The sequence below is a fragment of the Marivita hallyeonensis genome, from assembly GCF_900129875.1.
GTDB lineage: Bacteria > Pseudomonadota > Alphaproteobacteria > Rhodobacterales > Rhodobacteraceae > Marivita > Marivita hallyeonensis.
In genome coordinates this window covers 518,946-542,869 of record NZ_FQXC01000004.1, presented here as the reverse complement: position 1 = coordinate 542,869, position 23,924 = coordinate 518,946, and the positions used below count along the sequence as shown (strand labels likewise).

Genomic DNA, 23,924 nt, shown 5'->3' with positions numbered 1-23,924 from the left:
CCAATTTGTCTTTCTGTTTAACAAATAAGCATAGGCTCGACGACATCAAGCGTTCAGCGCGGCAATCACGTGCTGCATCAATGTGTCAATTTTGACGTCTTGCAAGAGCGCATCATGCGCCGCAGCACCCAGTCTGGTATGGGTTTTGGACGTCATCAGGGACTCGAGGGCGTCCGCAAGCGATGCCGCATCGTCTACGCAAATCGCACCGTTCAACCGTGCCAGTTTCTCGTAAGCGGCTTCGAAATTCGCCGTATCCGTGCCGTGAAGGATGGCTGACCGAAAATGCGCCGGTTCATAAGGTGTGTGCCCGCCACGGTCTGAAAAGGACCCTGCGACAAGGGTAATCCCGGCCAGCGCGTACCAGAGGTGCATGTCGCCCATCGTATCGGCGAGATACACTTGCGCGGTCTCCGGGTTTTCGCCCTTCGAGCGCTGGGCAAAGCTCAGGCCGTGCTGCCGGATCAGGTTGATGATCACGTCCGCGCGTCTGGGATGGCGTGGCGCAAGGATCAGGCGCGCGGTCGGGTGGACGTTCAGCAAACGCTTGTGGGCCTCTAGAACAATGTCCTCGTCCCCTTCGTGGGTGGATGCGGCCAACCACGTGGTGTCGCGGTCAAATGCGCTTTTCAAGGTGGCATTCATCGGAGCGTCTGGCGGCTCGTAAAGCGCTTTCAGATCGAACACCGGACCTTTGGCAGCATCCGAAAGCCCGAACTCTTCAAAACGCCTCATCGACCCTGTGTCCTGGGCGGACAGGAAGGTGATCTTTTTCATGACGCGGCCCACGAGCTTGGGGAACCGACGCCAACCTTTTGCCGACCGCTCGGTCAACCGTCCGCCGAGGACGATGACCGGCCCGGGGCAGGCCAGAATGCGATGCGGCCAGAGGTCGGATTCCAGGGTGATGTGGGCGGTGATACCCCAATCGCGATAGATGCGTCTTGTTGGCCCGGGCAGATCGAGTGGCGCCAACTGTGCAAAAAGGTTCGGGAGCGCCCAGCTTTTCGCCAACGCGACGCCGGTATCGGTGTTCAGGGTGACAAGGAGCCGGTGCCCCTGGTCCAGAAGGTGGCGGATCACCGGCTTCGCAGACGCGATTTCACCGTTCGACGCGGCGTGAAGCCAAATCGTGGCGCCCTCCGGTGCCGCGTCTACCCGGCCAAGCCTGGCTTTGATCCCCGACCAGTCCGCTTTCGCCGCGCGCGCCGCGAGCTCTTTGGCGGCCAGCACACGCAAAAGGATATGGTACAGCAGCACGCCCGGCCCGATCAGTCGCGGTCGGCGAGCGTGTCCTGAATCCGGCGTTCGAGCACCTTCAGCAGGGTATGATTGTCGAACCGGTCTTCCGCCACCTTGCGCGCACGCTGCGACATGGCTGCCGGGTCGTCGACCGCAATCGCGGTGGAGACCGCTGCGGTGAAACCAACGTCATCGTGTTCATCGACGAGAAAGCCGGTATCGCCTTCGTCGATGGCCTCGGGAATGCCCGCATGGCGGGTTGATATGGTGATACAGCCGCAAGCCATGGCTTCCTGAATGGCGGTGGGCAGGCCTTCGGTGTTGCCATCCCGCGCGGTGACGGAATGCTGCAGGAAGAATTGCGTGCTCATCAACCGGTCGCGCACGGTGTCGTGAGGCTGCGCACCGTGGAACCGGACCTTGCCAGTCACGCCGATCTCTTCGGCCAACGCACGTGTCGCCTCGAGCAGAGGGCCGTCGCCGATGAAGTCGAGCTTAGCCGCCGGAAAACCCTGTGTCGCGTCGGCAAACGCGCGCAGGGTGATGAGCGGCGCCTTCTTTTCGACGAACCGCCCCACCGCCATGAAGCTCAGCGGCACCTTGTCCTGAGGCGCAAACCGGCGGACATCGACGCCGGAAGGGATGACATGGCTGTTCGGGTGCGTGATGTTGTGTCTTTTGAGGTTGTTGAGCAGAAACTGCGACACCGAAAACACACCCGCCAAACGCGGCATCATCTTCCGATACGCCGCCCGCATACGCTCGGTCCGAATAGCTTTGGAGGCGTCGGTGCCACGGAAATAGGTGAAGATCGGAATGCCAAGATCATTCGCGAGCGGCGCAAGAGCCAAGGCCTGAGTGCCGAACTCGGCCAGGATGACCTCCACCCCCTCATCGCGCACGAACTTGGTCAGCGCCACTTTCGCCTCTCCAAATGGCAATCGCGATGTCCCATGCCGGATGCGATTGCGCAGGAGCCACCAGGGTGCAATCAGAATATCCTTGCCGGATAAACCATCGCGCCGGACGAAATAGGATTTGCCGTAGGGATTGTCCCCATGAAACCGCCCACAGACTACAACGGTATTGCCACCGAACAAGTGTTCGATGTGGCGGTTGATGAAGGTCTCACCGCCCAGATGATATTCGCCAGTCGCGATTGCAGCGCGCATGTGAGTGTCCGGGTAGATAACAGACTGTTAGGTAGCAGTGCAGAGAAACACCAGCAAGGCAAAGGCCTCGGGCGACGTGGAAATGAGCGACGGCATGTCACTCTGACCAAATTTAACGTGTTCAGCCCGTCAGAAACGCAGGTTTTTGTACCGCGAGTACAGTGCCGAGGATGGGTTTTGCCATTTCATCTCGCAAGCGGGCGTGTGTCAGAATTTTCGGTTTGGGAAATCCGGTCTGCGCCAGAGTGTCCAACAAATACCCGTCGGAGTGTTTGTAGCGACCGCTGCTGTAGAGCCGGAAACCGTTTGCGCGCTTTGGATCGGTTTCTGTCTCGACGGTAATCAAGAGCCAACCACCGGGTTTCAAAATGGTCTGGAAGTTGTCGAAAACGGTATCAAGTGCGCCCACATAAACGAGCACGTCCGAGCTGACAATCATGTCGAATGTGCCTTCAGGGTAAGTTGCAGCGACCGACAAATCCGTGCGCGCGAGGTAGTCGTAAACGCTTTTCGACTTGGCTTTCTCGAGCATGCTGACCGACAAATCGACGCCGAACACCTCATTCGCGTAAGGTCTCAGGAACGGTGCGCAGAGGCCGGTTCCGCATCCTGCGTCCAAGATGCGCCGTGTTCCGTTCTTGGGAATATTCAAATCTTCCAATACGCTGTAGAGCAGGCTCGGGCCGTTGTTCTCCAGAAGTTTGAGTTGCTCGTCGTAGGTGTCCGCGAAATTGTCAAAAAGCTCGACGGCCATAGCATGCTGATCAAGGTCATCAACCGGATAGCCATGCGCGGCTAACTGGTAGTTGAGCTGCGCACGTTGCGATTTGGACGTGACGTGTTCCCGAGCATGAAACAAAAAGTGCCTTGCGCTCTCCCGGCAGTCCAAATGGGCAAAAACCATTGCAAAATGGATGGCAATTTCGAATTGGTCCGGCTTGCCCTTGATGAATTCTGTTGCTGCAGAAAAAGCATCTTTCTCGTAATCCATGCTGACCATCAACGAGCAGTACGAGGTTGTCAGGTGCACATCATTAATTACGGTCGGTCGTGCAAGATCGGAAAGCTGTTTGGCGTCGTCGAACTTTTCGAGGTCGGCAAGTGACTGCGCCGCGATGATCAGGTTCGGTGTGGATTGCGATAAGCTCTCCAAATTCTTGCGGATCCCTTCGATCAAGACCGATGTGATTTGGTCAGCCATTTCATCCTGACCGAGGTGTCGCACGATGCGCGCAAGCGTTGATGCGCTTTGGATTGGAAGATCACCCTGCTTCAAAACATCAGTGCAGGTTCGAAGCGCTTCTTCCTGTTTGCCTTCGGTGACCAGGTCCCGGGCTTTTTCGAGTTGAGCGTCGATGAACGCAAACTTCTCGAGTTCTGGGTCACCGTGGTTTGTGGAGCAGGTTTGGTTCGCAGAGTTTTTGCTCACGTCTCTGGCCTCCCCAGTTTGATACCTCAAAAAATCGCTATGCTCTGAATATTGAATTGTGCCGCAACTATGCTGGCACACGAAGAGGTCCAAGTCGACCACTGCGGTAGCCTGACAGTAACTCGATGCACATTCGAATGGATGGTGCTGCTGGAGAGAATTGAACTCTCGACCTCTCCCTTACCAAGGGAGTGCTCTACCTCTGAGCTACAGCAGCGCCGGGCGCTGGGGTCAGCGTGGCGGGTGATTAGACGCAAACGAGAATCGGTGCAAGGGCAATCTGGACCCTTTTTGGGCTCTGGGATAGGAAGGCGGCATGGTGCAGAAATCCTCATCCGGGAAAAGCGCGGCTGCCGAGCGTGAAGATCGCCTCAAGGCGGCGTTGAAGGCCAATCTGGCGCGGCGCAAAGCGCAGGCGCGGGCGCGGTCGGGCGAGGACAACGACAAGAAAAAATCGAACGCGAGCGAGGGCAGTTAGCAGGTATGGATCAGATTATCGTGACGGGGAACGGACCGCTCAGCGGGCAGATTCCGATTGCAGGCGCAAAGAACGCCTGCCTGACATTGATGCCGGCGACGCTTCTGAGCGATGAGCCTTTGACGCTGACCAATGCGCCGCGGCTAAGTGACATTCGCACCATGACACTCTTGCTGCAGTCGCTAGGTGCCGAGGTTCAGGCGCTGCAAGATGGGCAGGTGTTGGCAATGTCGAGCCATGACCTGACGTCCCAGCGCGCGGAATACGACATTGTTCGCAAGATGCGCGCGTCGATCCTCGTTCTGGGGCCGCTGCTCGCGCGCTTCGGACATGCGGAAGTGTCTTTGCCAGGGGGCTGTGCGATCGGGGCGCGTCCCGTCGACCTTCATCTGAAGGCGTTGGAAGCGATGGGCGCAGAGCTGGACCTGCGGGACGGCTATGTGCATGCCAAGGCACCCTCGGGCGGGCTGCATGGCGGGCAGGTCGACTTCCCGTTTGCGTCCGTGGGCGCGACAGAGAACGCGCTCATGGCGGCGACGCTTGCGAAGGGGACAACCGTACTCAGGAACGCAGCACGGGAGCCGGAGATCGTGGATCTGGCCGAATGCCTCCAGAAGATGGGCGCTCAGATCGACGGGGCGGGCACGTCCGAGATCACGGTCGAGGGGGTCGACCGTCTTGGGGGTGCAACGCACCGGGTGGTGACAGACCGTATCGAGTTGGGGACCTATATGTTGGCACCCGCCATTTGCGGTGGGGAAGTCGAGTGTCTGGGCGGACGGATCGACCTTTTGTCGGCGTTTTGCGAGAAGCTGGACGAGGCCGGGATTTCGGTTGAGGAGACCGAGGCGGGGCTTAAGGTGGCGCGCAAGAATGGGCGTGTTGGGGCGGTGAATGTGACCACCGAACCTTTCCCGGGGTTCCCGACCGATCTGCAGGCGCAGATGATGGCGCTCTTATGTACGGCAGAGGGCACAAGCGTTCTGGAAGAGAAAATCTTCGAGAACCGCTTCATGCACGCGCCGGAACTGATCCGCATGGGTGCGCAGATCGATGTGCATGGCGGGACGGCGACGGTCACCGGGGTGGACCGCATGAAAGGCGCGCCGGTGATGGCGACGGATTTGCGCGCATCGGTGTCGTTGATCCTTGCCGGGCTGGCGGCCCAAGGAGAAACGATTGTGAGCCGCGTCTACCATTTGGACCGGGGATATGAGCACGTCGTCCGCAAACTGGAAGGTGTGGGCGCCAAGATTGAGCGGGTGAAGGAACAGTGACAGAAGACGCCACATTCGAAAGCGGTGCGGAACGGCCGCTGCGGCTGGTTGCGATGGACACGGAGGACCTGCAAATCCTCTCGGCGCTGTGCCAGGACGCTGTATTTCCCGCGACGGAGATGCAATGGCAACCGCGCCAGAAACGGTTCGGCCTTCTCATCAACCGTTTCCGCTGGGAGGACATTCCGGCGGCCCAGCGTGGGACACATAAACCCGAGCGGGTTCAGTCCGTTCTCGCGGTGGAGAATGTGGTCCGCGTCTCCAGCCAGGGCGTCGACCGGTCTGACACGGATACGATCTTGTCCTTGCTGTCTGTCAGCTTTGACGAAGGCGGCTCGGCGTTAGAGTTAACCTTGGCCGGAGACGGCGCCTTGCGGCTGCAGGTGGACGAGCTTGAAGTTGCTTTGCGCGATGTGACGCGGCCTTATGTGGCGGTATCCGGCAAGGTACCCGATCACCCCGAATGACGATCCGCAGGCTGACGCCGAAGGACCTGTCTGCCTACCGTGCCATCTGGGCCGAAGGCCTGATGCGTGTACCCACGGCCTTTCTTTTTGGTGCGGAAGAAGTGCGCGCGATTCCGAACAAGGACATCGAGAAGGCGCTGCAGACGCATTTGACTTTCGGCGCGTTTGACGAGGCGTCGCGCATTCAGGGGTTCATTTCGGCACGGCGCGGTGGCCCGCGGCGCATGCGGCATATGGCGGATATCGGTCCGCTTTACGTGCGGGACACGGCACAGGGACAGGGGCTCGGTCGCGCACTGGTTGAGGCGATGTTGCAGGAACTGGCGCGGAACGGCGTGCTGCAGGCCGAGCTTTGTGTCGACGTGGAGAACACACGCGCGCAGGCGCTTTACAAGTCAATGGGATTTCATGTGTTCGGACGGCGCCCGAGATCGGTGCTTGTCGATGGGGGTCCGCGCGATGACTTTCTCATGATCCGGGCTCTCGATGAAACGGATTTGACCCGGGACGCTTGAGGGTTCGGGCGGCTCGGTCTAAGTGTCCGGCGTTGCCAAACCGGGAGAGGTTGATGCCACAGTTTCTGTCAACGACGGACGCCGATTTCGAGCAGCGTTTTTCCGCGGTGCTGGCCGCGAAACGCGAAGACAGCCCGGATGTGGATGACGTGGTGTCTGGCATCATCGCCGATGTTCGCGCGCGCGGTGACGTGGCAGTCCTGGAGTTGACGGCGAAGTTCGACCGGATGCAGATCGATGCGGACCAGATACGTCTGTCCGATGCCGAGATCGACGCGGAGATCGCCAAGGTGTCCGACGAGGAGCAACATGCGCTCGAGTTGGCGGCGGAACGCATTCGCGCCTATCACACGCGCCAGATGCCCTCGGATGAGATGTGGACCGATCCGGATGGCGCGACGCTTGGCTGGCGGTGGACACCGGTTTCGGCGGCGGGGCTTTACGTGCCGGGTGGATTGGCCAGCTATCCGTCGTCGGTCCTGATGAACGCGGTTCCGGCCAAGGTGGCCGGTGTGGAGCGGTTGGCGATGGTGGTGCCGACACCGGACGGAATCATCAATCCTTTGGTGATGATGGCGGCGCGGGTGGCCGGCGTCGACGAAGTGTACCGCATTGGCGGGGCGCAGGCTGTGGCCGCGCTGGCCTATGGGACCGAAACCATTGCACCCGTGGACAAGATCACCGGTCCGGGAAACGCGTTCGTCGCAGCCGCCAAACGGCGGGTGTTCGGCAAGGTCGGGATCGACATGATCGCGGGGCCGTCCGAGATCCTTGTCATTGCGGACGGGGACAATGATGCCGACTGGATCGCGCTTGATCTGATGAGCCAGGCCGAACACGACGAAAGCGCGCAGTCGCTTTTGATTACGACGGACGCGGCTTTCGGACAGGCTGTAGCAGATGCGGTCACGGTGCGTCTTGAGACACTGGAACGGCGCGAGATTGCGGGGGCGAGCTGGCGCGATTTTGGTGCGATCATCACGGTGCGGGATCTGGACGAGGCGGCAAGGCTGTGCGACCGGATTGCGCCCGAGCATCTGGAACTGTGTGTCGCTGACCCTGAAGCGCTGTCCGACAAGATCACCCATGCCGGAGCCATCTTCCTGGGCCAGTGGACGCCCGAAGCGATTGGCGATTACGTCGGCGGCCCAAACCACGTTTTGCCCACGGCACGGTCGGCGCGGTTCTCTTCCGGGTTGTCCGTGCTCGACTTCCTGAAACGCACGACCTTGGCCAAAATGTCGCCCGAAGCGTTGCGGGCGATAGGACCTGCGGCTGAAGTGCTGGCAACGTCGGAGTCGCTGGAGGCGCACGGCCTGTCCGTTACGGCGCGCTTGCGGAAGCTGAACGGCTGATCTTTCCCCGCCCTGTCAGATGCGCTAGCGATTGGCGAAGCGAAGGGGAGGGGTGCGATGATCCCGGTTCAGGGTTTCGATGGGCAGCAAGTAGCAGTTCTGGGCTTGGGGCGTTCTGGCCTGTCAGCGGCACGGGCGTTGCGCGAAGGTGGCGCAACCGCGATTTGCTGGGATGACAACCCGAAGGCCCGTGAAACCGCCGAGGGCGAAGGTTTTGACATTCGCGACCTGTCCAAGGACAGCGCGTTTGACCACATTTCACGGCTCATCATCAGTCCCGGCATCCCGCATCTTTATCCCGCACCCAACCCCGTGATCGCCAAGGCCTGGGACGCAGGCGTTCCGGTCGACAATGACATCGGCCTGTTCTTCCGGTCGCTCGCCACAGGTGATTGGGACAGGTTCGACACCGCACCGCGCGTGATCGCGGTGACGGGATCGAACGGCAAGTCCACCACGTCGGCCCTGATCCATCATATCCTTGAAGAGGCAGGGTTCCGTAGCCAGCTGGCGGGCAATATCGGGCGCGGCGTGCTCGACATTGATCCGCCAGGCGATGGGGATGTGATCGTGCTTGAACTGTCGAGCTACCAGACAGACCTTGCGCGGGCGCTGACGCCAGATGTGGCGGTGTTCACCAACCTGTCGCCGGACCACCTTGACCGCCACGCTGGCCTTGGCGGCTACTTCGCGGCGAAGCGCAGGCTGTTTGCCGAAGGCGGCCCGGATCGCGCGGTGATCGGCGTCGACGAAAACGAGGGACGGTACATCGCCAATCAGCTGTCCGAAGGCGCAACGGATGATCGCGTGATCCAAATCTCGTCCGGACAAAAGCTCTCTGGTCCGGGCTGGTCCGTCTTCGCCCGGAAGGGGTTTCTGGCCGAGTGGCGCAAGGGGCGGCAGGTCGCCTCGATTGATCTGCGTCCGATCAAGGGTCTTCCGGGGGCGCATAACCACCAGAACGCTTGCGCGGCTTACGCCGCCGTACGCGCGCTGGGCGTTGCGCCACGGGCCATCGAAGCTGCCTTGGGCACATTTGCCGGTCTCCCGCATCGAAGCCAGATCGTGGGCGAAAAAGACGGTGTGACCTACGTGAACGACAGCAAGGCAACGAACGTGGATTCGGCGCTGAAAGCCCTGCTGGCCTTCAAGAACATCCGTTGGATTTGCGGCGGCTTGCAGAAGGAAGGCGGATTGGAGGCCTTAAGCGCCGGATTTGGCCATGTGCGCAAGGCCTATGTGATCGGGCGCGAGGCGGATGCGTTTGCGGTGCAACTGACCGGGTTGGAAACCGAGGCGTGCGGGACGATGGATGTGGCCGTCGCGCGGGCGGTTGCCGATGCGGAGGCGGGCGACGTTGTCCTGCTGGCCCCGGCGGCGGCGAGTTTCGATCAGTATGACAGCTTCGAAAAGCGTGGAGAGGACTTTGTGGCGCGGGTCACGGCACAGCTCGGGAACTGACGCTTGTGGGCTTAGTCCGGCGCTTGTCGCAGGTTCTTTAATACACCCGAGCGTACCGCATCGGGGTGGATCACGCCCAGTTGCGCCGGGACCTTTTCAAGATCGAGACTATAGGCGATGGCGAAACGGTGCATGCCGCCGCCGTCGCGCAAGGGCGTTCCGTTGCGGTTGATATGCACGAGGATACCCCCATGCTCGCGCCGCGTCTCATTGACTGACCCGTGCGGGCGCAACCGACCGGTACGCTTTGTTTCGTCGTAGATCCGGTCCAGCCGCCTATAGCGGTCCAACAGCTCTTCCCGGTTGCGGCAGCCGTCGATGCGGCCTTTCTCCTCGATCTGTTGCAGCATCCAGCCAAAGAGCTTGGTTTCTTCCCACGGAACACCGTTTTCAAAGTGCTGCCTGATGCTGTTGAGTTTGAGGTGGCTGCCGAACGGCGAGGTGGAGCGATCCCAATTGCCCGGTGCCACCATGCCCGAATGTCGTCGGCGAAACCGTGGCGCGCCATTCTTAGGGTCGGGTTTGTACCAATTCTCAACGTCGCGCGGCCGGATCCAGATCAACTCGTCGCTTTGAGGGGCGTCAGGGCCAAAGCGCAGCCGATTGGTGACATCACGCAAAGCCTTGAGCGGTACGCCCGCACTGATGGTCTTTCGAATCTTGTTCATGGACGTGGATCCCGAAACCCCTGCAGCGCGCCTTGAGACAGTGCTTTGGGGTGCACGACGCCAAGTTGCGCCGGGATGCGGGTCAGACCCAGAGCGCGTGCAATACCCATGCGGTGGTTGCCAATGGCCCCAAAAACGGGCGTCCCATCACGGTCGATATGGACAAACACCCCTTCGGGCAGGCGCGGCACGGCGCGCCGGATCACCGTTTCGTTCCGGTAACCGCTGGCTTTGATGTTGGCATAAAGCGCATCGATCCGGCGGTATCGCGCTTCAATATCCTGTTGAGTCCGGCATCCGTCAAATGTGCCACGACGCGCGATCACGTCCTGCATCCTCTCGAAGACGCCGGTTTGCTCCCATGGCACACCGTCCCGGAAATGCGCCAGACACGCGGCGATCTTCCAGGATTGGTCAATGGGTTCGGTGCGTTGATCCCAGTCGCCAGCCACGATCATGCCGGAGTGCCGACGTTTGAAATCCGGCGTTTCCAACGGGTTGCGGGTGTAGATGCGAGTGATGCGCGAAGGGTTGATCCAGATGCGTTCCTGCGCATGCGGCGCGTTTTGCCCTTCCGCCAAGCGGTTCGCCAGATCGCGCAAGACGCCGCGCAGAACCGGAAAAGGTGCTTTGGGAACAGACATGGCAACATCCGACATGAGCGGCAGATGTGAAACAGTTTTCAATCGCATTCAAGTCCGAGCCGTGATCGCACGCCCGGCTGCGACGCCGGAACTCCACGCCCATTGGAAGTTGTAGCCACCCAGCCAGCCGGTCACGTCCACGGCCTCTCCGATCATGAAAAGCCCCGGAACCTTGCGAGACATCATGGTCTTGCTGTCGATCCGGTCGGTTGAGATACCGCCAAGCGTCACTTCCGCGGTACGGTAGCCTTCACTGCCCGTCGGTGTCAGTGTCCACTGCCGCAGCCCGTCGGTAATCTCGTCGATCCGTTTGTCGGACAGATCTCCGACATTGCCTTGCAAAGGCAACTGGGTTGCGAGATGCGATACCAGCCGTTCCGGCAGGACTTCGGCCAAGGCCGTGGTGACGTTTCGCTTCCCTTGGATGGTGCGCGCGCTGCGTAAGCTGGACTGAAGATCATGGTTCGGCAAAAGGTTGACGGAAATACTGTCGCCTTCGTGCCAATAGCTGGACACCTGAAGCACCGCCGGGCCGCTCAGACCACGATGGGTGAACAGCATTGCTTCCTCGAAGGTGGTGCCATTGGCGCAGGCCGCGACTGGGGTCGAAACGCCCGAGATGTCGGCAAAGCGCTTGTCACTGAAGGTCAGTGGAACGAGGGCAGGGCGCGTTTCAGTGACCGTGTGGCCGAACTTGCGTGCGATGTCGTACGCCAGCCCGGTTGCGCCCATCTTGGGAATGGATTTCCCGCCGGTCGCAAGCACGAGGTTGCGCGCCCGCAAAACGTGGCGTGTTCCGTCCCGTTCAAGCGTCGCCTCGTACTGATCGCCATCGTGGGCGAGATCGGTGAGCGTCGTTTTCAACCAAAGCTCTGCACCTGTCTGCAAGAGTTCGGCGCGCAGCATTTCGATGATCTGCGTGGCTTTGTCGTCGCAGAAGAGCTGGCCAAGGGTCTTTTCATGCCACGCGATCTTGTGGCGGTCGACGAGGTCGAGAAAGTCCCACTGGGTGTACCGGCTGAGCGCGGATTTGTGGAAATGCGGGTTCTGCCCAAGAAAGCGCGCCGGATCGGTGTGCAGGTTGGTGAAATTGCAACGCCCGCCGCCCGAGATACGGATCTTTTCACCCGGAGCCTTGGCGTGGTCGATGACCAGTGTCGAAGGTCCGGCATGCGCCGCACACATCATGCCGGCGGCGCCAGCGCCAAGGATAAGGGTGTTCACGTCCATATCGGCACCCATCATGGATCGCGGAGCGTCGCAAGAGGCAAGGTGCGAATCATTCCTCTGGATCGGGCGAATCATATGCGTTAGGGTGCGCTCAGAGACCCGGGAGAACCCGGGCGGTTGAGGCAGAGTTAGCGGTGAAACCATGACAGAGATGGTCTATGGCGCGGTGCCCTCGCGCGCGGGTGAACCTGTGTTGCCAAAGTGGTGGCGCACGGTCGACAAGTGGTCGTTGTCCTGCATCTTCATTCTGTTCGGCATCGGGCTTTTGCTTGGGCTGGCCGCGTCGCCGCCCTTGGCGGAACGCAATGGCTTTGCGCCGTTCCACTATGTGCAGCGTCAGGCGTTTTTCGGAGGCACGGCGCTGATCGTCCTGATCGTGACGTCGATGCTCAGCCCGATCGTTGTCCGGCGCTTTGCGGTCATCGGATTTGTCTTCGCCTTTATTGCTTTGGCCCTGTTGCCGTTCTTTGGCACTGACTTCGGCAAAGGCGCGGTGCGCTGGTATTCCATCGGGTTCGGGTCCCTGCAGCCATCCGAGTTTCTGAAACCGACCTTCGTCATCGTCGCCGCGTGGCTTCTTGCGGCCAGTCAGGAGCTTGGCGGACCGCCGGGTAAAACATTGTCCTTCGCGTTGACGGTAAGCATCGTCCTCATGCTTGCGCTGCAACCGGACTTTGGACAGGCCTGTCTGGTGCTTTTCGGATGGGGCGTGATGTATTTCGTGGCCGGTGCACCGATGCTCTTGCTCATTGGCATGGCAGGTCTGGTGATCTTTGCGGGCACGGTCGCGTACCAGAACTCTGAACATTTTGCGCGGCGCATCGATGGGTTTCTGAGCCCCGAGGTCGATCCCACGACGCAGCTGGGCTACGCCACCAACGCCATCCGCGAAGGCGGCTTCTTCGGCGTTGGCGTGGGAGAGGGGCAGGTGAAGTGGTCCCTGCCGGACGCGCACACGGATTTCATTATTGCAGTGGCTGCCGAGGAATACGGGCTTGTTCTGGTTCTTATCATCATCGCTTTGTACGCCACGATCGTGGTGCGGTCCCTGCTGCGGCTGATGCGCGAGAGGGATCCGTTTATCCGACTGGCCGGGACGGGGCTTGCCTGCATGTTTGGCGTTCAGGCGATGATCAACATGGGTGTGGCGGTCCGCCTTCTGCCTGCCAAGGGCATGACGCTTCCCTTCGTTAGCTATGGCGGGTCGTCCTTGATTGCAGGCGGGATTGCTGTGGGTATGTTGTTGGCCTTCACGCGAACACGACCGCAAGGCGAAATCGGCGATATCTTGCGAGGACGGTTGCGATAGCGTCATCATCTGGGGTGATTTACGCCCTGGTTTGTTGACAAACCGGTCGTGGATGGGTCTGTGTGCCTTCAACCTTCGGGCGGGGCATTCATGAGCAAACCATATCTGGTCATCGCGGCAGGCGGCACGGGCGGGCATATGTTCCCGGCGCAGGCGCTGGCCGAGGTCATGCTTCGTCGAGGATGGCGCGTGAAGCTGTCCACTGACGCGCGCGGCGCGCGCTACACCGGCGGTTTCCCGCATTCGACCGAGATCGAAGAGGTAAGCAGCGCAACCTTCGCACGCGGCGGTCTTTTGTCCAAAGCACTTGTGCCCTTGCGCATTGCCGGGGGCGTGCTCTCCATGGCGAGCCGCATGCTGCGCGACAAACCTGATGTCGTCGTTGGTTTTGGCGGCTACCCGTCGATTCCGGCGCTGGGCGCGGCGACGCTGTTGCGCAGGCCGCGCATGATCCACGAACAAAACGGTGTGCTGGGCCGTGTCAATGATCTTTTTGCCAAGCGGGTGGACCTTGTCGCATGCGGCACGTGGCCGACCAAAGTTCCCGAAGGCGTCGAGGCGATCCATGTGGGCAACCCTGTCCGGCTTGCCGTGAAAGAGCGTGCGGCGGCACCCTTCATCCCGCCGGGGGATTACCCGATGTCGATCCTTGTCATCGGCGGCAGCCAGGGCGCGCGCATCCTGTCGGATGTCGTGCCGCCTGCCATTGCCGCCTTGCCTTTAGAGACACTGCAGCGGCTGCGGGTCAGTCATCAGGCGCGCGACGAGGACGGCGAGCGCGTTGCGCAGTTTTATGAAGAGCACGGGATCACCGCCGAGGTGCAACCGTTCTTCAACGATGTGCCGAAACGGATGAGTGAAGCGCAACTGGTCATTTCGCGTTCGGGCGCCTCGAGTGTCGCCGATATCTCGGTCATCGGACGGCCCGCGATTCTGATCCCATACGCGGCTGCGACGGCGGACCATCAGACCGCCAATGCCAAAGGTCTGGTCGAGGCCGGTGCGGCGATCCGAATTCCGGAAAGCAAACTCACGGTGGACAGCCTTGGGGAACAGATAGCGGCGGTTCTGGACAATCCCGATGGCGCCTTGCAGATGTCCATTGCCGCCGTCAGACAATCGAAGCCCAACGCCGCCGAAGAGTTGGCCGCGCTTGTCGAGATGCTCGCCGGACAGGCGCCCGAAGACCAAGAAGGACAACCCGCATGAACGCCGCCACGAAACTCCCGGTCGATATCGGGGCCATTCATTTTGTGGGCATCGGCGGGATAGGCATGTCCGGGATTGCAGAGGTCTTGGTGAACCTCGGCTACACGGTACAGGGGTCCGACCTGAAGGCGTCGAAGATCACCAATCGCCTTGCGGATCTTGGCGCACGTATCTTCGAAGGACAGCGCGCCGAAAACCTCGACGGGGCCGAGGTGGTTGTCGTGTCCACCGCGATCAAGCCGGGCAATCCGGAACTTGACGAGGCACGCGCCCGTGGCCTGCCTGTGGTGCGGCGGGCGGACATGTTGGCAGAGCTGATGCGGCTCAAGTCCAACATTGCGATTGCGGGGACCCACGGGAAAACCACGACCACAACGATGATGGCCGAACTGATGGTGGCAGGCGGTTTCGATCCGACCGTGATCAATGGTGGGATCATCCACGCCTATGGCTCAAACGCGCGGATGGGGCAGGGCGAATGGATGGTCGTGGAGGCAGACGAGAGCGACGGGTCATTCAACCGCTTGCCCGCGACCATCGGGATCGTTACCAATATCGACCCCGAGCATATGGAGCACTGGGGCGATTTCGACCGGTTGCGCCAAGGTTTTCAGGACTTCGTCTCAAACATCCCGTTCTATGGGCTGGCCGTGTGCTGCACCGACCATGAGGAAGTGCAGCGGCTTGTCGGAAAGGTCACGGATCGTCGGGTGGTGACCTATGGCTTCAACGCACAGGCAGACGTCCGCGCAGTGAACTTGCGGTACGAGAAGGGTGTCGCGCATTTCGACATTGCGCTGCAGGCCGAGGACGGGGTGATCGAGGGCTGCACCCTGCCCATGCCTGGCGATCACAACGTATCGAACGCGCTATCTGCCGTCGCTGTGGCGCGGCATTTGGGGATGAAGAAATCCGAGATCCGCGCGGCTCTGGCGGCTTTCGGCGGGGTGAACCGGCGCTTCACCAAGGTGGGCGAATGGAACGGGGTCACCATCATCGACGATTACGGCCATCACCCGGTCGAGATCGCCGCCGTTCTCAAGGCCGCGCGACAGGCCTCGGAAGGTCGGGTCATTGCGGTGCACCAGCCGCACCGGTATTCGCGGCTTGCGCACTTGTTCGACGATTTCTGCGCCTGTTTCAACGAGGCGGATGTGGTGGCGATTGCCGAGGTGTTTTCGGCTGGAGAGAACCCGATCGAAGGGGCGTCGCGCGATGATCTGGTGGCGGGGCTGATCCGTCACGGTCACCGCCATGCGCGGGCGATTCTGTCCGAGGACGACCTGGAACGGCTGGTCCGGGAACAGGCCCGTCCCGGCGATATGGTGGTCTGCCTTGGCGCCGGCACGATCTCGGCCTGGGCCAACGGGTTGCCGGCGCGGTTGACCGCGTAGACCAAAATGCGTCTCCGCATTTTGGCGTTTCCGGGTCCGGAAACGGTGGGGCTCTGCCCCACACCCCGAGGTATTTCCGAAACAGAGAAGATGAGGATCACGTTGCCACCGGATGATCGTCTTCGTGCCGCGCTTTCGCCCTGAACGTGGTGACAATCGCAGCGGTCCCCGAATAGCGAAGGAACAAATCGACATGCTTCTTCTCTGGCTCAGTATCGGCTGGGTCTTCGCGTCCGTTCTGGTCGCGATGTTGCCGATGCGGCGGCAGTATGTGCCGGGGGTGCTTTTATTGTTGGCGGCTCCGATGCTGATTTATGTCATCGCCGTCGAGGTCGCGCTCTGGGCCGGATTTGCCGCGATGGCGGCGTTTTTGTCGATGTATCGCAATCCGCTGAAGTTCTTCTGGAAGAAAGTGACGGGTTGGCCGGTGAATTTGCGGCGCTGAAGCGCGTTTGACCCATCGCATGGATGCACCTGCCCGATTTCGGTTAGCTGCGCCTTGCGATGAGGCGAGAAAGGGCGGCATGGCGGAGCACTTGAAACGACGCATCGGTCTGCCGCTGCTGACCGCCTACGGCGTTGGGGTCATGGTCGGCGCGGGCATCTACGTGTTGATCGGGGCAGTGGCGGCCGAAGCCGGTGTCTGGGCTCCGCTTGCTTTTGTCTTTGCGGGCATCGTCGCCGCGCCAACGGCGTTAAGTTACGGCGAGTTCTCCGCTCGTCTGCCGGATGCCGCGGGCGAGGCGGCGTTTGTCGCGGAAGGCTACAGTGCGAATTGGCTGGGCGTGATCGTCGGAGTGGCGATCGTGATCGCCGGAACGGTGTCGGCGGCCGCCGTTCTGCGCGGGGGTGTCGGGTATCTGGGTGCGCTCGTGGATGTCGCACCCGCGTATCTCATCATCGGTCTTGGCCTGGCGTTGGTCGGAATCGCTGTGCTCGGTGCGTTGGAAAGCCTGAGCGTCGCGGCGGTCTTCACGGTCATCGAGATCGGTGGGTTGGCGCTTGTGATCTGGGTGGGATTGACCGCGTCCCCTGTGGCGGAGATGGCGGCACCGCCTGCGCCGATCTGGGGTGGTGTGGCCGCTGGTGCACTGTTGGCCTTCTTTGCTTTCATCGGGTTCGAAGACATCGTGAACATGGCCGAAGAAGTGCGCGACCCGCGCCGGACGATGCCAAGAGCCATCCTGCTTGCGCTCATGATCACCAGTGCGATCTATGCGCTTGTGGCCTACGCCGCCGTGCGGGTGGCACCTGTCGGAGCGCTGGCCGCATCCGAGCAACCGCTTGCACTGGTTTGGGAGACGGCGCTTGGCCGTGGCGCGGACTTCCTTTCGGTCGTGGCCGTCTTCGCGGCGTTGAACGGTGTTCTGGCGCAAAACGTGATGGCGGCGCGGGTGTTGTTCGGGTTGGGCCGTCGGACTGCGGTTTTCAAAGGGTTTCATCACGCACATCCACGTTTCGGCACACCCGTACTGGCGACGGTTCTTGTCGGCGTTTGCGTGATACTCGGTGCTTTGCTGTTGCCGATCTCCACGCTCGCCGAGGTCACGTCGATAGTGTTGTTAAGCGTCTTCGTGCTGGTCAACGGAGCCCTCATTCTGGTAAAATTGAGAGGTGGCACGGGTGAGGGCTTCACGGTGCCGATTGCTGTTCCGGTTCTCGGGTGTGTGCTGAGCCTTGCCGCTTTGTTGACCGCTCTTTTCGCGGGATGACCATGGCTGTGCCAATTTTTGGTCAATTTGATTTGGTGTTTCCCAGTTCGAGAAGAGCAGTGCCTGAGGGAGAACCGCGATGAGCCTGACGTTAAGCGCCGCGTGTTGTTGGATCATCCTTGCCGCCATCCTTGCGGCGATCCCGTCGAATGACAATCACTGGCGTCGCGCCTATTTCCTGATGCTGATCGGGGCTCCGATCCTAGTCATGGTCTATTGGAATGATGGTATCCTGTTCGGGTTGGCCTTCACCGCGGCGGCGGCGAGCGTTTTTCGGTGGCCGTTGCGGTATCTCTGGGCGTGGATCGTCAGGCAGTTCGCGCGCCGGCCGGAATGAGGCTTTACGGGCTTTGCGTGGCGTTGCATTACGCGGAGCATGACTGAGCTACCGAAAGTACGGGGCAAACTGACCCCGAACAAACCGCTGTCAGATCTGACCTGGCTGCGCGTGGGGGGACCTGCCGATTGGCTGTTCCAACCTGCCGATCTTGCGGATCTTCAGGACTTTCTCCGCGATTTGCCACTAGAGGTGCCGGTCTTTCCCATGGGAGTGGGATCGAACCTGATCGTGCGCGACGGGGGTTTGCGCGCTGTGGTGGTCCGGCTGGGCCGGGGTTTCAACTCCATTTCGGTTGAGGGCGCGCGGGTTACGGCAGGCGCCGCCGCGCTCGATGCGCATGTTGCACGAAAGGCGGCTGATGCCGGTGTTGATCTCACCTTCCTGCGCACCATTCCGGGCGCGATTGGTGGCGCGGTCTGCATGAATGCCGGGTGCTACGGGTCTTACGTGGCCGATCATCTGTTAGAGGTGCGCGCGGTGCTGCGGTCCGGTGAATTGGTGACCCTCACCCCATCTGATCTGAGCTTTGCCTACCGGTCATCCGAGGTCCCCGAGGGGGCCGTGATTGTGGAGGCCGTGTTCGAGGGACACGTCGCCGACGCTGAGCAGTTGCACGCGCATATGGAGGCACAGCTCAAGCGACGCGACGAGACGCAACCGACCAAGGACCGATCGGCGGGAAGTACCTTTCGAAACCCGGCGGGGTTTTCGTCTACGGGACGGGCGGATGACGTGCATGATCTGAAAGCGTGGAAGGTCATCGATGACGCCGGTTTGCGCGGTGCGACACGGGGCGGGGCGCAGATGTCACCCAAGCATTCCAACTTCCTGGTCAACACCGGGTCAGCGACGGCGGCGGACCTTGAGGGATTGGGCGAGGAAGTGAGAAAAAGGGTTTTCCAACAGTCTGGAATAGAGTTAGTATGGGAAATCAAGCGCATCGGTGAACCGGTGTCTTCTGACAAGGGATAAACCCTTGCGAATTGAGGCGGTGCAGCGAGCAGGTTGCACAAAATCATAAGGGGCATGGCCCCAGGCAGAAATGGGGGTAAACCCCTGATTTGAGGCGATTTTGGGTATGTCGAGCAGGGCAAACCCGAAAGTGGCAGTGTTGATGGGTGGCCCCTCGGCCGAACGCGAGGTGTCGCTGTCGACGGGGCGCGAATGCGCGGCCGCTTTGCGGGGTGAAAGTTTTGAGGTTCACGAGGTCGATGCGGGCCGTGACCTTGCTGCTGTTCTGACCGCCCTTTCGCCGGACGTCTGTTTCAACGCGCTCCACGGTCGTTGGGGGGAAGATGGGTGTGTTCAGGGCCTGCTGGAATGGATGCAGTTGCCCTATACGCATTCCGGTGTGTTGGCGTCGGCCCTTGCGATGGACAAGGAACGGTCGAAAGAGGTCTACCGGCGCGCAGGTCTTCCCGTGGTCGAGAGCGTTCTGGCGCCGCGCGACGAAGTTCGGATGCGCCATGTGATGGCACCGCCCTACGTCGTGAAGCCGAACAACGAAGGCTCGTCTGTCGGCGTGTATCTCGTACATGACGCCGCGAACGGTCCGCCGCACTTGTCTGATGATATGCCCGAGACCGTGATGGTGGAAACCTTTGCGCCCGGGCGGGAGCTCACGACCACCGTCGTCGGCGACCGGGCGCTGTGCGTGACGGATATCCTGACCGACGGGTGGTATGACTACGACGCCAAGTACAAGGCGGGCGGGTCTCGGCATGTGGTGCCCGCGGATTTGCCCTCCGAAATCACCGAAGCCTGTCTGGACTACGCGGTGCGGGCGCACAAAGCGCTGGGCTGTCGCGGTGTCACGCGGACAGATTTCCGCTGGGATGAGGCGCGAGGTGTGGATGGCCTGATCCTCCTCGAAACCAACACGCAACCCGGTATGACGCCCACATCCCTCACTCCGGAGCAGGCGCAGCACGCAGGCATGAGCTTTGGGGCGCTGTGCCGCTGGATGGTGGAGGACGCGTCATGTCACAGATGAACGCGCGTCCCGATCCGGCCCCGTCGCGGCTGAAATACCGAATGGAGCGGCTGATGCTGACGCCGCTGTTCCGGTTGCTTCTCCGGTTTGGACTGCCCTGTCTGCTGACCTTCAGTGTCGCCACATGGTGGCTGTCGGTCGAAGGAAATCGGCAGATGGTGGTCGACACCTACGCTGACCTGCGGTCGCAGGTGGAAAGCCGTCCGGAGTTCATGGTCAACATGATGGCTGTCGATGGTGCGAGCGATCTTGTGGCCGAAGGCGTGCGCGAGATGCTTCCGGTTGATTTCCCGATCAGCTCTTTTGATCTGGACCTCGAGGCGATGCGCGAGACGGTCGTGTCTCTCGATCCGGTGAAATCGGCACGGCTCTACGTGCGGCAGGGCAATGTTCTTCAGGTCGACGTGGTCGAGCGCGTTCCGGTCGTGCTTTGGCGGAACGATCGGGGGTTGCAGCTTCTCGACGACGAAGGCGTACTGGTCGGCCCGGCCTTCGTACGGTCCGATTGGCCGGAATTGCCGCTCATCGTGGGCGACGGTGCGAATGGCTACGTCGAAGAAGCGCTCAACCTGATGCAGGCGGCAGAGCCTTTGGCCGACCGGTTGCGTGGCTTTGTGCGTATGGGCGAGCGACGCTGGGACGTCGTGCTTGACCGCGACCAACGCATCCTGCTGCCCGAGGCCGATGCGGCGCAGGCACTGGAGCGTGTGATTGCGATGGATCAGGCGGTGGACATGCTGGAGCGCGATCTGGTCACGGTCGACCTGCGGTTACCGCACAGACCGACGCTCAGAATGACAGACGGAGCGGTGCAGGAATTGATCCGCATCCGGGCGATTGAGGCAGGGGAACCAGTGGAATGATCGAGCTTTACGAGTCTCAACGGGCGATGCGCAATATGCGCAAGGCGGCGATGCAGCGTGGGGTTATCGCGATCCTCGACATCGGAAGCTCGAAGATCGCCTGCCTTGTCCTGCGGTTCGATGGCACGGACCGGGGACTTGAAAGCGATTCGATCGGGTCCTTGGCGGGGCAGTCCGGGTTCCGGGTGATCGGAGCGGCCACAACCCGGTCGCGCGGCGTGCGTTTCGGCGAGATCGATTCGATGAGCGAGACCGAACGCGCGATCCGGACGGCGGTCCAGGCGGCGCAGAAGATGGCGCAGATCCGGGTGGATCACGTGATCGCCTGTTTCGGCGGCGCCGATCCGCGCAGCTATGGTCTGGCGGGCAAGGTCGAAGTTGCCGGGACCACCGTTGACGAACAGGATGTGGCGCGGGTGCTGTCGGCCTGTGACGTGCCGGATTTCGGCCACGGGCGCGAGGTGCTGCACGCGCAGCCCGTGAACTTTGCGCTGGATCACCGGTCGGGTTTGATCGACCCGCGCGGGCAGATCGGGCAGGAACTCGCTACCGACATGCATATGCTGACGGTGGACGCGATGGCGATCCAGAACCTCGCCCATTGCATGAAGCGGTGTGATCTGGAACTCGCGGGCATCGCGAGTTCGGCCTATGTGTCAGGCGTTGCCGCGCTGGTGGAGGATGAGCAAGAGCTAGGGGCCGCCTGTATCGACATGGGTGGTGGATCAACTGGGCTTTCTATCTTCATGAAAAAGCACATGATTTACGCCGATGCTGTGCGCATGGGCGGGGATCATGTGACAAGCGACATCTCGATGGGACTTCAGGTCCCGATGGCGGTGGCCGAGCGGATCAAGACCTTTCACGGTGGTGTCGTGGCCACCGGCATGGACGACCGCGACATGATCGAGATCGGTGGCGATACCGGCGATTGGCACCATGATCGGCGTTCCGTCAGCCGCGCGGAACTGATCGGCATCATGAGACCACGCGTTGAGGAAATCCTTGAAGAGGTACGTGCTCGGTTGGATGCGGCGGGGTTTGAACACTTGCCAAGCCAGCAGATCGTGCTGACGGGTGGCGCGAGCCAAATCCCCGGACTTGATGGCTTGGCGACAAAGATCCTGGGCCAGCAAGTGCGTCTGGGCCGCCCCATGCGCGTACACGGATTGCCACAGGCCGCGACCGGTCCGGGATTCGCAAGCGCCGTGGGTTTGTGCCTGTTTGCGGCACATCCACAGGATGAATGGTGGGATTTCGAAATCCCCGTAGACCGGTATCCCGCCCGGTCCTTGAAGCGAGCGGTGAAATGGTTCCGCGATAACTGGTGATCGCAAGATGTTGAGGTTTCGACAAAATCCGGTTTTGCGGTTTTCGGCGATAGGCAGATTTAGTGTCGAAACTGTGGATAACAAAGGTTTTTACGTGACCTTCGGGTACTTGCCCGGTAATAATTGGCGGAATAGGTGCAGAAAATGCCCGGAATCGGGCTGTAGTAGCAGGCGGACAATCAAATGACTTTGAACCTTTCGGTGCCCGGACAGGAAGAATTGAAACCCCGCATCACCGTGTTCGGTGTCGGAGGTGCAGGCGGCAACGCCGTGAACAACATGATCGAAAAGGCGCTTGATGGCGTCGATTTCGTGGTGGCGAACACGGACGCGCAGGCGTTGCAACAAAGCCAATCGAACAGCCGTATTCAACTCGGGGTCAAGGTCACCGAAGGATTGGGTGCCGGGGCGCGTGCGTCTGTTGGGGCCGCCGCTGCCGAAGAAAGCATCGAACAGATCGTCGATCACCTTGCCGGGGCGCACATGTGCTTCATCACCGCGGGCATGGGTGGCGGCACCGGAACCGGCGCTGCCCCGATCATCGCGCAGGCCGCCCGCGAGCTTGGCGTTCTGACGGTTGGGGTCGTGACGAAGCCGTTCCAGTTCGAGGGCGGCAAGCGGATGAAGCAGGCCGAAGATGGCGTCGAGGCGCTGCAGAAGGTCGTGGACACGCTGATCATCATTCCGAACCAGAACCTGTTCCGCCTTGCCAACGAGAAGACCACCTTCACCGAAGCGTTCTCGATGGCCGACGATGTGCTGTATCAGGGTGTGAAGGGTGTAACCGACCTGATGGTGCGCCCGGGTCTTATCAACCTCGACTTCGCCGACGTTCGTGCCGTGATGGACGAGATGGGCAAAGCGATGATGGGCACAGGCGAAGCGGAAGGCGAAGATCGCGCCATTCAAGCGGCCGAGAAGGCCATTGCGAACCCGCTTCTGGACGAAATCAGTCTGCGTGGCGCCAAGGGTGTTCTTATCAATATCACCGGCGGGCACGACCTGACGCTGTTCGAACTGGACGAAGCGGCGAACCGTATCCGCGAGGAAGTCGATGCAGATGCCAACATCATCGTCGGCTCGACCCTCGACGATGCGATGCAGGGCGCGATGCGCGTGAGCGTTGTGGCAACCGGCATTGATGCAACCGACGTACACACCGAAATCCCGGTCCCGCGCCGGTCGTTGGCCACGCCTCTTACCCAGATGACCCAGGTTGAAGAGCACGCGAAATCCGAGCGTGAAGAGGTCTCGCCCGAGCGCGTCGCAGCCCGCGCCGCCGAGACATCAGAAGAGCCGTCGCTCTTCGGACCGACCGAGACAGAGCGTGTCGCAGCCGAAGAGCAGATGGAAACCATCTTTGAGGATGACAGCGCTCAGGATGCGCTTGACGACGACGGACTGCCAGCGCCGGCATATCGACCGCAGGTTGCGGAATTCAGCCCGCGTGAAGATAGCATCGAAGCGGATCCGGAGCAGTTTGTGGCCCCGCGTGCTCCGGCACCGGGCACACCGAGCGCAGAAGCGCTGGCCCGCCTGCAGGCAGCAGCCTCTCGCGCCCGTCCCGAGGCAGCAGCGAAACCCGCCGCCGCGACCGAAGCAGAGCCCGCTGATGCGGATCGCCCGCGTTTCGGGATCAACTCCCTCATCAACCGCATGACCGGCCATGGACAGGCACCAGACGCCCCTGTGCGCCGCTCGACGCAGCCACCTGTGCGGTCCGCCGCGGCAGCCCCGGCGCCCGAGCCTGAAGCGGATGCCGATCAGGAGCGGATTGAAATTCCGGCCTTCCTGCGCCGTCAGGCAAACTAAGTCGGCGACACAATTCTAGCGGA

Annotated in this window: 23 protein-coding genes and 1 tRNA gene; 17 read left to right on the top strand and 7 right to left on the bottom strand. The window is 61.2% G+C overall.

Annotation, left to right across the window (positions count from 1 at the left end; all coding sequences use genetic code 11):
* Positions 1-45: 45 nt before the first annotated feature.
* The 4 genes from BUA42_RS15515 to BUA42_RS15500 all read right to left on the bottom strand — a co-directional run bounded on the left by BUA42_RS15515 (position 46) and on the right by BUA42_RS15500 (position 4,060).
* Positions 46-1,260 carry a 3-deoxy-D-manno-octulosonic acid transferase gene (locus tag BUA42_RS15515; protein ID WP_072779192.1) on the bottom strand — a complete coding sequence of 405 codons (1,215 nt, stop codon included), beginning with the start codon at positions 1,258-1,260 and terminating at the stop codon, positions 46-48.
* Between the two features lie 11 nt (positions 1,261-1,271).
* Positions 1,272-2,414, bottom strand: a complete 1,143-nt coding sequence (locus BUA42_RS15510; protein ID WP_072779191.1) for a glycosyltransferase — start codon at positions 2,412-2,414, stop codon at positions 1,272-1,274.
* Between the two features lie 121 nt (positions 2,415-2,535).
* Positions 2,536-3,945, bottom strand: a complete 1,410-nt coding sequence (locus BUA42_RS15505) for a methyltransferase domain-containing protein (RefSeq protein ID WP_218588639.1) — start codon at positions 3,943-3,945, stop codon at positions 2,536-2,538.
* A 40-nt stretch (positions 3,946-3,985) separates the two neighbouring features.
* Positions 3,986-4,060: transfer RNA gene (locus BUA42_RS15500), tRNA-Thr, on the bottom strand.
* A gap of 99 nt (positions 4,061-4,159) precedes the next feature.
* On the opposite strand from BUA42_RS15500, the gene BUA42_RS21215 reads away from it, so the two are divergent.
* From BUA42_RS21215 to murD, 6 genes are read left to right on the top strand one after another with little or no spacing between them, the layout of a single operon-like run.
* Positions 4,160-4,321 carry a hypothetical protein gene (locus BUA42_RS21215; RefSeq protein WP_178346915.1) on the top strand — a complete coding sequence of 54 codons (162 nt, stop codon included), beginning with the start codon at positions 4,160-4,162 and terminating at the stop codon, positions 4,319-4,321.
* A gap of 5 nt (positions 4,322-4,326) precedes the next feature.
* Positions 4,327-5,598 (top strand): UDP-N-acetylglucosamine 1-carboxyvinyltransferase, encoded by a 1,272-nt coding sequence (gene murA / locus BUA42_RS15495; RefSeq protein WP_072779189.1) that lies wholly within the window; start codon positions 4,327-4,329, stop codon positions 5,596-5,598.
* Positions 5,595-6,065 (top strand): DUF2948 family protein, encoded by a 471-nt coding sequence (locus BUA42_RS15490; protein ID WP_072779188.1) that lies wholly within the window; start codon positions 5,595-5,597, stop codon positions 6,063-6,065. Before murA ends, BUA42_RS15490 begins: the two co-directional genes overlap by 4 nt.
* On the top strand, positions 6,062-6,580 hold the full coding sequence (locus BUA42_RS15485) for a GNAT family N-acetyltransferase (protein WP_072779187.1): 519 nt from the start codon (positions 6,062-6,064) through the stop codon (positions 6,578-6,580). The genes BUA42_RS15490 and BUA42_RS15485 overlap by 4 nt, the downstream gene beginning before the upstream one ends.
* A 53-nt stretch (positions 6,581-6,633) precedes the next feature.
* Positions 6,634-7,935, top strand: coding sequence for a histidinol dehydrogenase (gene hisD / locus BUA42_RS15480; protein WP_072779186.1), 1,302 nt, complete (start codon positions 6,634-6,636; stop codon positions 7,933-7,935).
* A gap of 57 nt (positions 7,936-7,992) precedes the next feature.
* Positions 7,993-9,396 (top strand): UDP-N-acetylmuramoyl-L-alanine--D-glutamate ligase, encoded by a 1,404-nt coding sequence (gene murD / locus BUA42_RS15475; RefSeq protein WP_072779185.1) that lies wholly within the window; start codon positions 7,993-7,995, stop codon positions 9,394-9,396.
* Between the two features lie 11 nt (positions 9,397-9,407).
* Here murD and BUA42_RS15470 read toward each other — a convergent pair whose 3' ends face one another.
* The 3 genes from BUA42_RS15470 to BUA42_RS15460 are packed head-to-tail and all read right to left on the bottom strand — an operon-like array spanning position 9,408 to position 11,953.
* Positions 9,408-10,064: a hypothetical protein gene (locus BUA42_RS15470; protein WP_072779184.1), complete on the bottom strand. Its 657-nt coding sequence runs from the start codon at positions 10,062-10,064 to the stop codon at positions 9,408-9,410.
* Entirely contained in the window at positions 10,061-10,708 is a 648-nt protein-coding gene (locus BUA42_RS15465; protein WP_143152715.1) for a ParB N-terminal domain-containing protein, read from the bottom strand. Before BUA42_RS15465 ends, BUA42_RS15470 begins: the two co-directional genes overlap by 4 nt.
* A 48-nt stretch (positions 10,709-10,756) precedes the next feature.
* Positions 10,757-11,953, bottom strand: coding sequence for a BaiN/RdsA family NAD(P)/FAD-dependent oxidoreductase (locus BUA42_RS15460; protein WP_245819031.1), 1,197 nt, complete (start codon positions 11,951-11,953; stop codon positions 10,757-10,759).
* 127 nt (positions 11,954-12,080) lie between these two features.
* Here BUA42_RS15460 and ftsW point away from each other — a divergent pair, with 127 nt between their 5' ends.
* From ftsW to ftsZ, 11 genes are all read left to right on the top strand, one after another.
* The gene (ftsW, locus tag BUA42_RS15455; protein ID WP_072779183.1) at positions 12,081-13,247 is read left to right on the top strand and encodes a putative lipid II flippase FtsW; all 1,167 of its coding nucleotides are present in this window, start codon (positions 12,081-12,083) and stop codon (positions 13,245-13,247) included.
* A 90-nt stretch (positions 13,248-13,337) separates the two neighbouring features.
* Entirely contained in the window at positions 13,338-14,456 is a 1,119-nt protein-coding gene (locus BUA42_RS15450; RefSeq protein ID WP_072779182.1) for a UDP-N-acetylglucosamine--N-acetylmuramyl-(pentapeptide) pyrophosphoryl-undecaprenol N-acetylglucosamine transferase, read from the top strand.
* Complete coding sequence (gene murC / locus BUA42_RS15445) at positions 14,453-15,850, top strand: UDP-N-acetylmuramate--L-alanine ligase (RefSeq protein ID WP_072779181.1); 1,398 nt, start codon at positions 14,453-14,455, stop codon at positions 15,848-15,850. The genes BUA42_RS15450 and murC overlap by 4 nt, the downstream gene beginning before the upstream one ends.
* Before the next feature lie 112 nt (positions 15,851-15,962).
* Positions 15,963-16,295 (top strand): DUF2484 family protein, encoded by a 333-nt coding sequence (locus BUA42_RS15440; RefSeq protein WP_245819030.1) that lies wholly within the window; start codon positions 15,963-15,965, stop codon positions 16,293-16,295.
* Between the two features lie 79 nt (positions 16,296-16,374).
* Positions 16,375-17,562 (top strand): APC family permease, encoded by a 1,188-nt coding sequence (locus tag BUA42_RS15435; protein ID WP_072779180.1) that lies wholly within the window; start codon positions 16,375-16,377, stop codon positions 17,560-17,562.
* A 79-nt stretch (positions 17,563-17,641) separates the two neighbouring features.
* Positions 17,642-17,899 (top strand): DUF2484 family protein, encoded by a 258-nt coding sequence (locus BUA42_RS15430; protein WP_072779179.1) that lies wholly within the window; start codon positions 17,642-17,644, stop codon positions 17,897-17,899.
* 39 nt (positions 17,900-17,938) lie between these two features.
* Entirely contained in the window at positions 17,939-18,874 is a 936-nt protein-coding gene (murB, locus tag BUA42_RS15425; protein ID WP_072779178.1) for a UDP-N-acetylmuramate dehydrogenase, read from the top strand.
* 100 nt (positions 18,875-18,974) lie between these two features.
* On the top strand, positions 18,975-19,895 hold the full coding sequence (locus tag BUA42_RS15420; RefSeq protein WP_143152714.1) for a D-alanine--D-alanine ligase: 921 nt from the start codon (positions 18,975-18,977) through the stop codon (positions 19,893-19,895).
* Positions 19,883-20,758 (top strand): cell division protein FtsQ/DivIB, encoded by an 876-nt coding sequence (locus BUA42_RS15415; protein ID WP_072779176.1) that lies wholly within the window; start codon positions 19,883-19,885, stop codon positions 20,756-20,758. Before BUA42_RS15420 ends, BUA42_RS15415 begins: the two co-directional genes overlap by 13 nt.
* Positions 20,755-22,089 carry a cell division protein FtsA gene (gene ftsA, locus BUA42_RS15410; RefSeq protein WP_072779175.1) on the top strand — a complete coding sequence of 445 codons (1,335 nt, stop codon included), beginning with the start codon at positions 20,755-20,757 and terminating at the stop codon, positions 22,087-22,089. The genes BUA42_RS15415 and ftsA overlap by 4 nt, the downstream gene beginning before the upstream one ends.
* Before the next feature lie 183 nt (positions 22,090-22,272).
* Positions 22,273-23,901: a cell division protein FtsZ gene (gene ftsZ, locus BUA42_RS15405; protein ID WP_072779174.1), complete on the top strand. Its 1,629-nt coding sequence runs from the start codon at positions 22,273-22,275 to the stop codon at positions 23,899-23,901.
* Positions 23,902-23,924 lie beyond the last annotated feature (23 nt).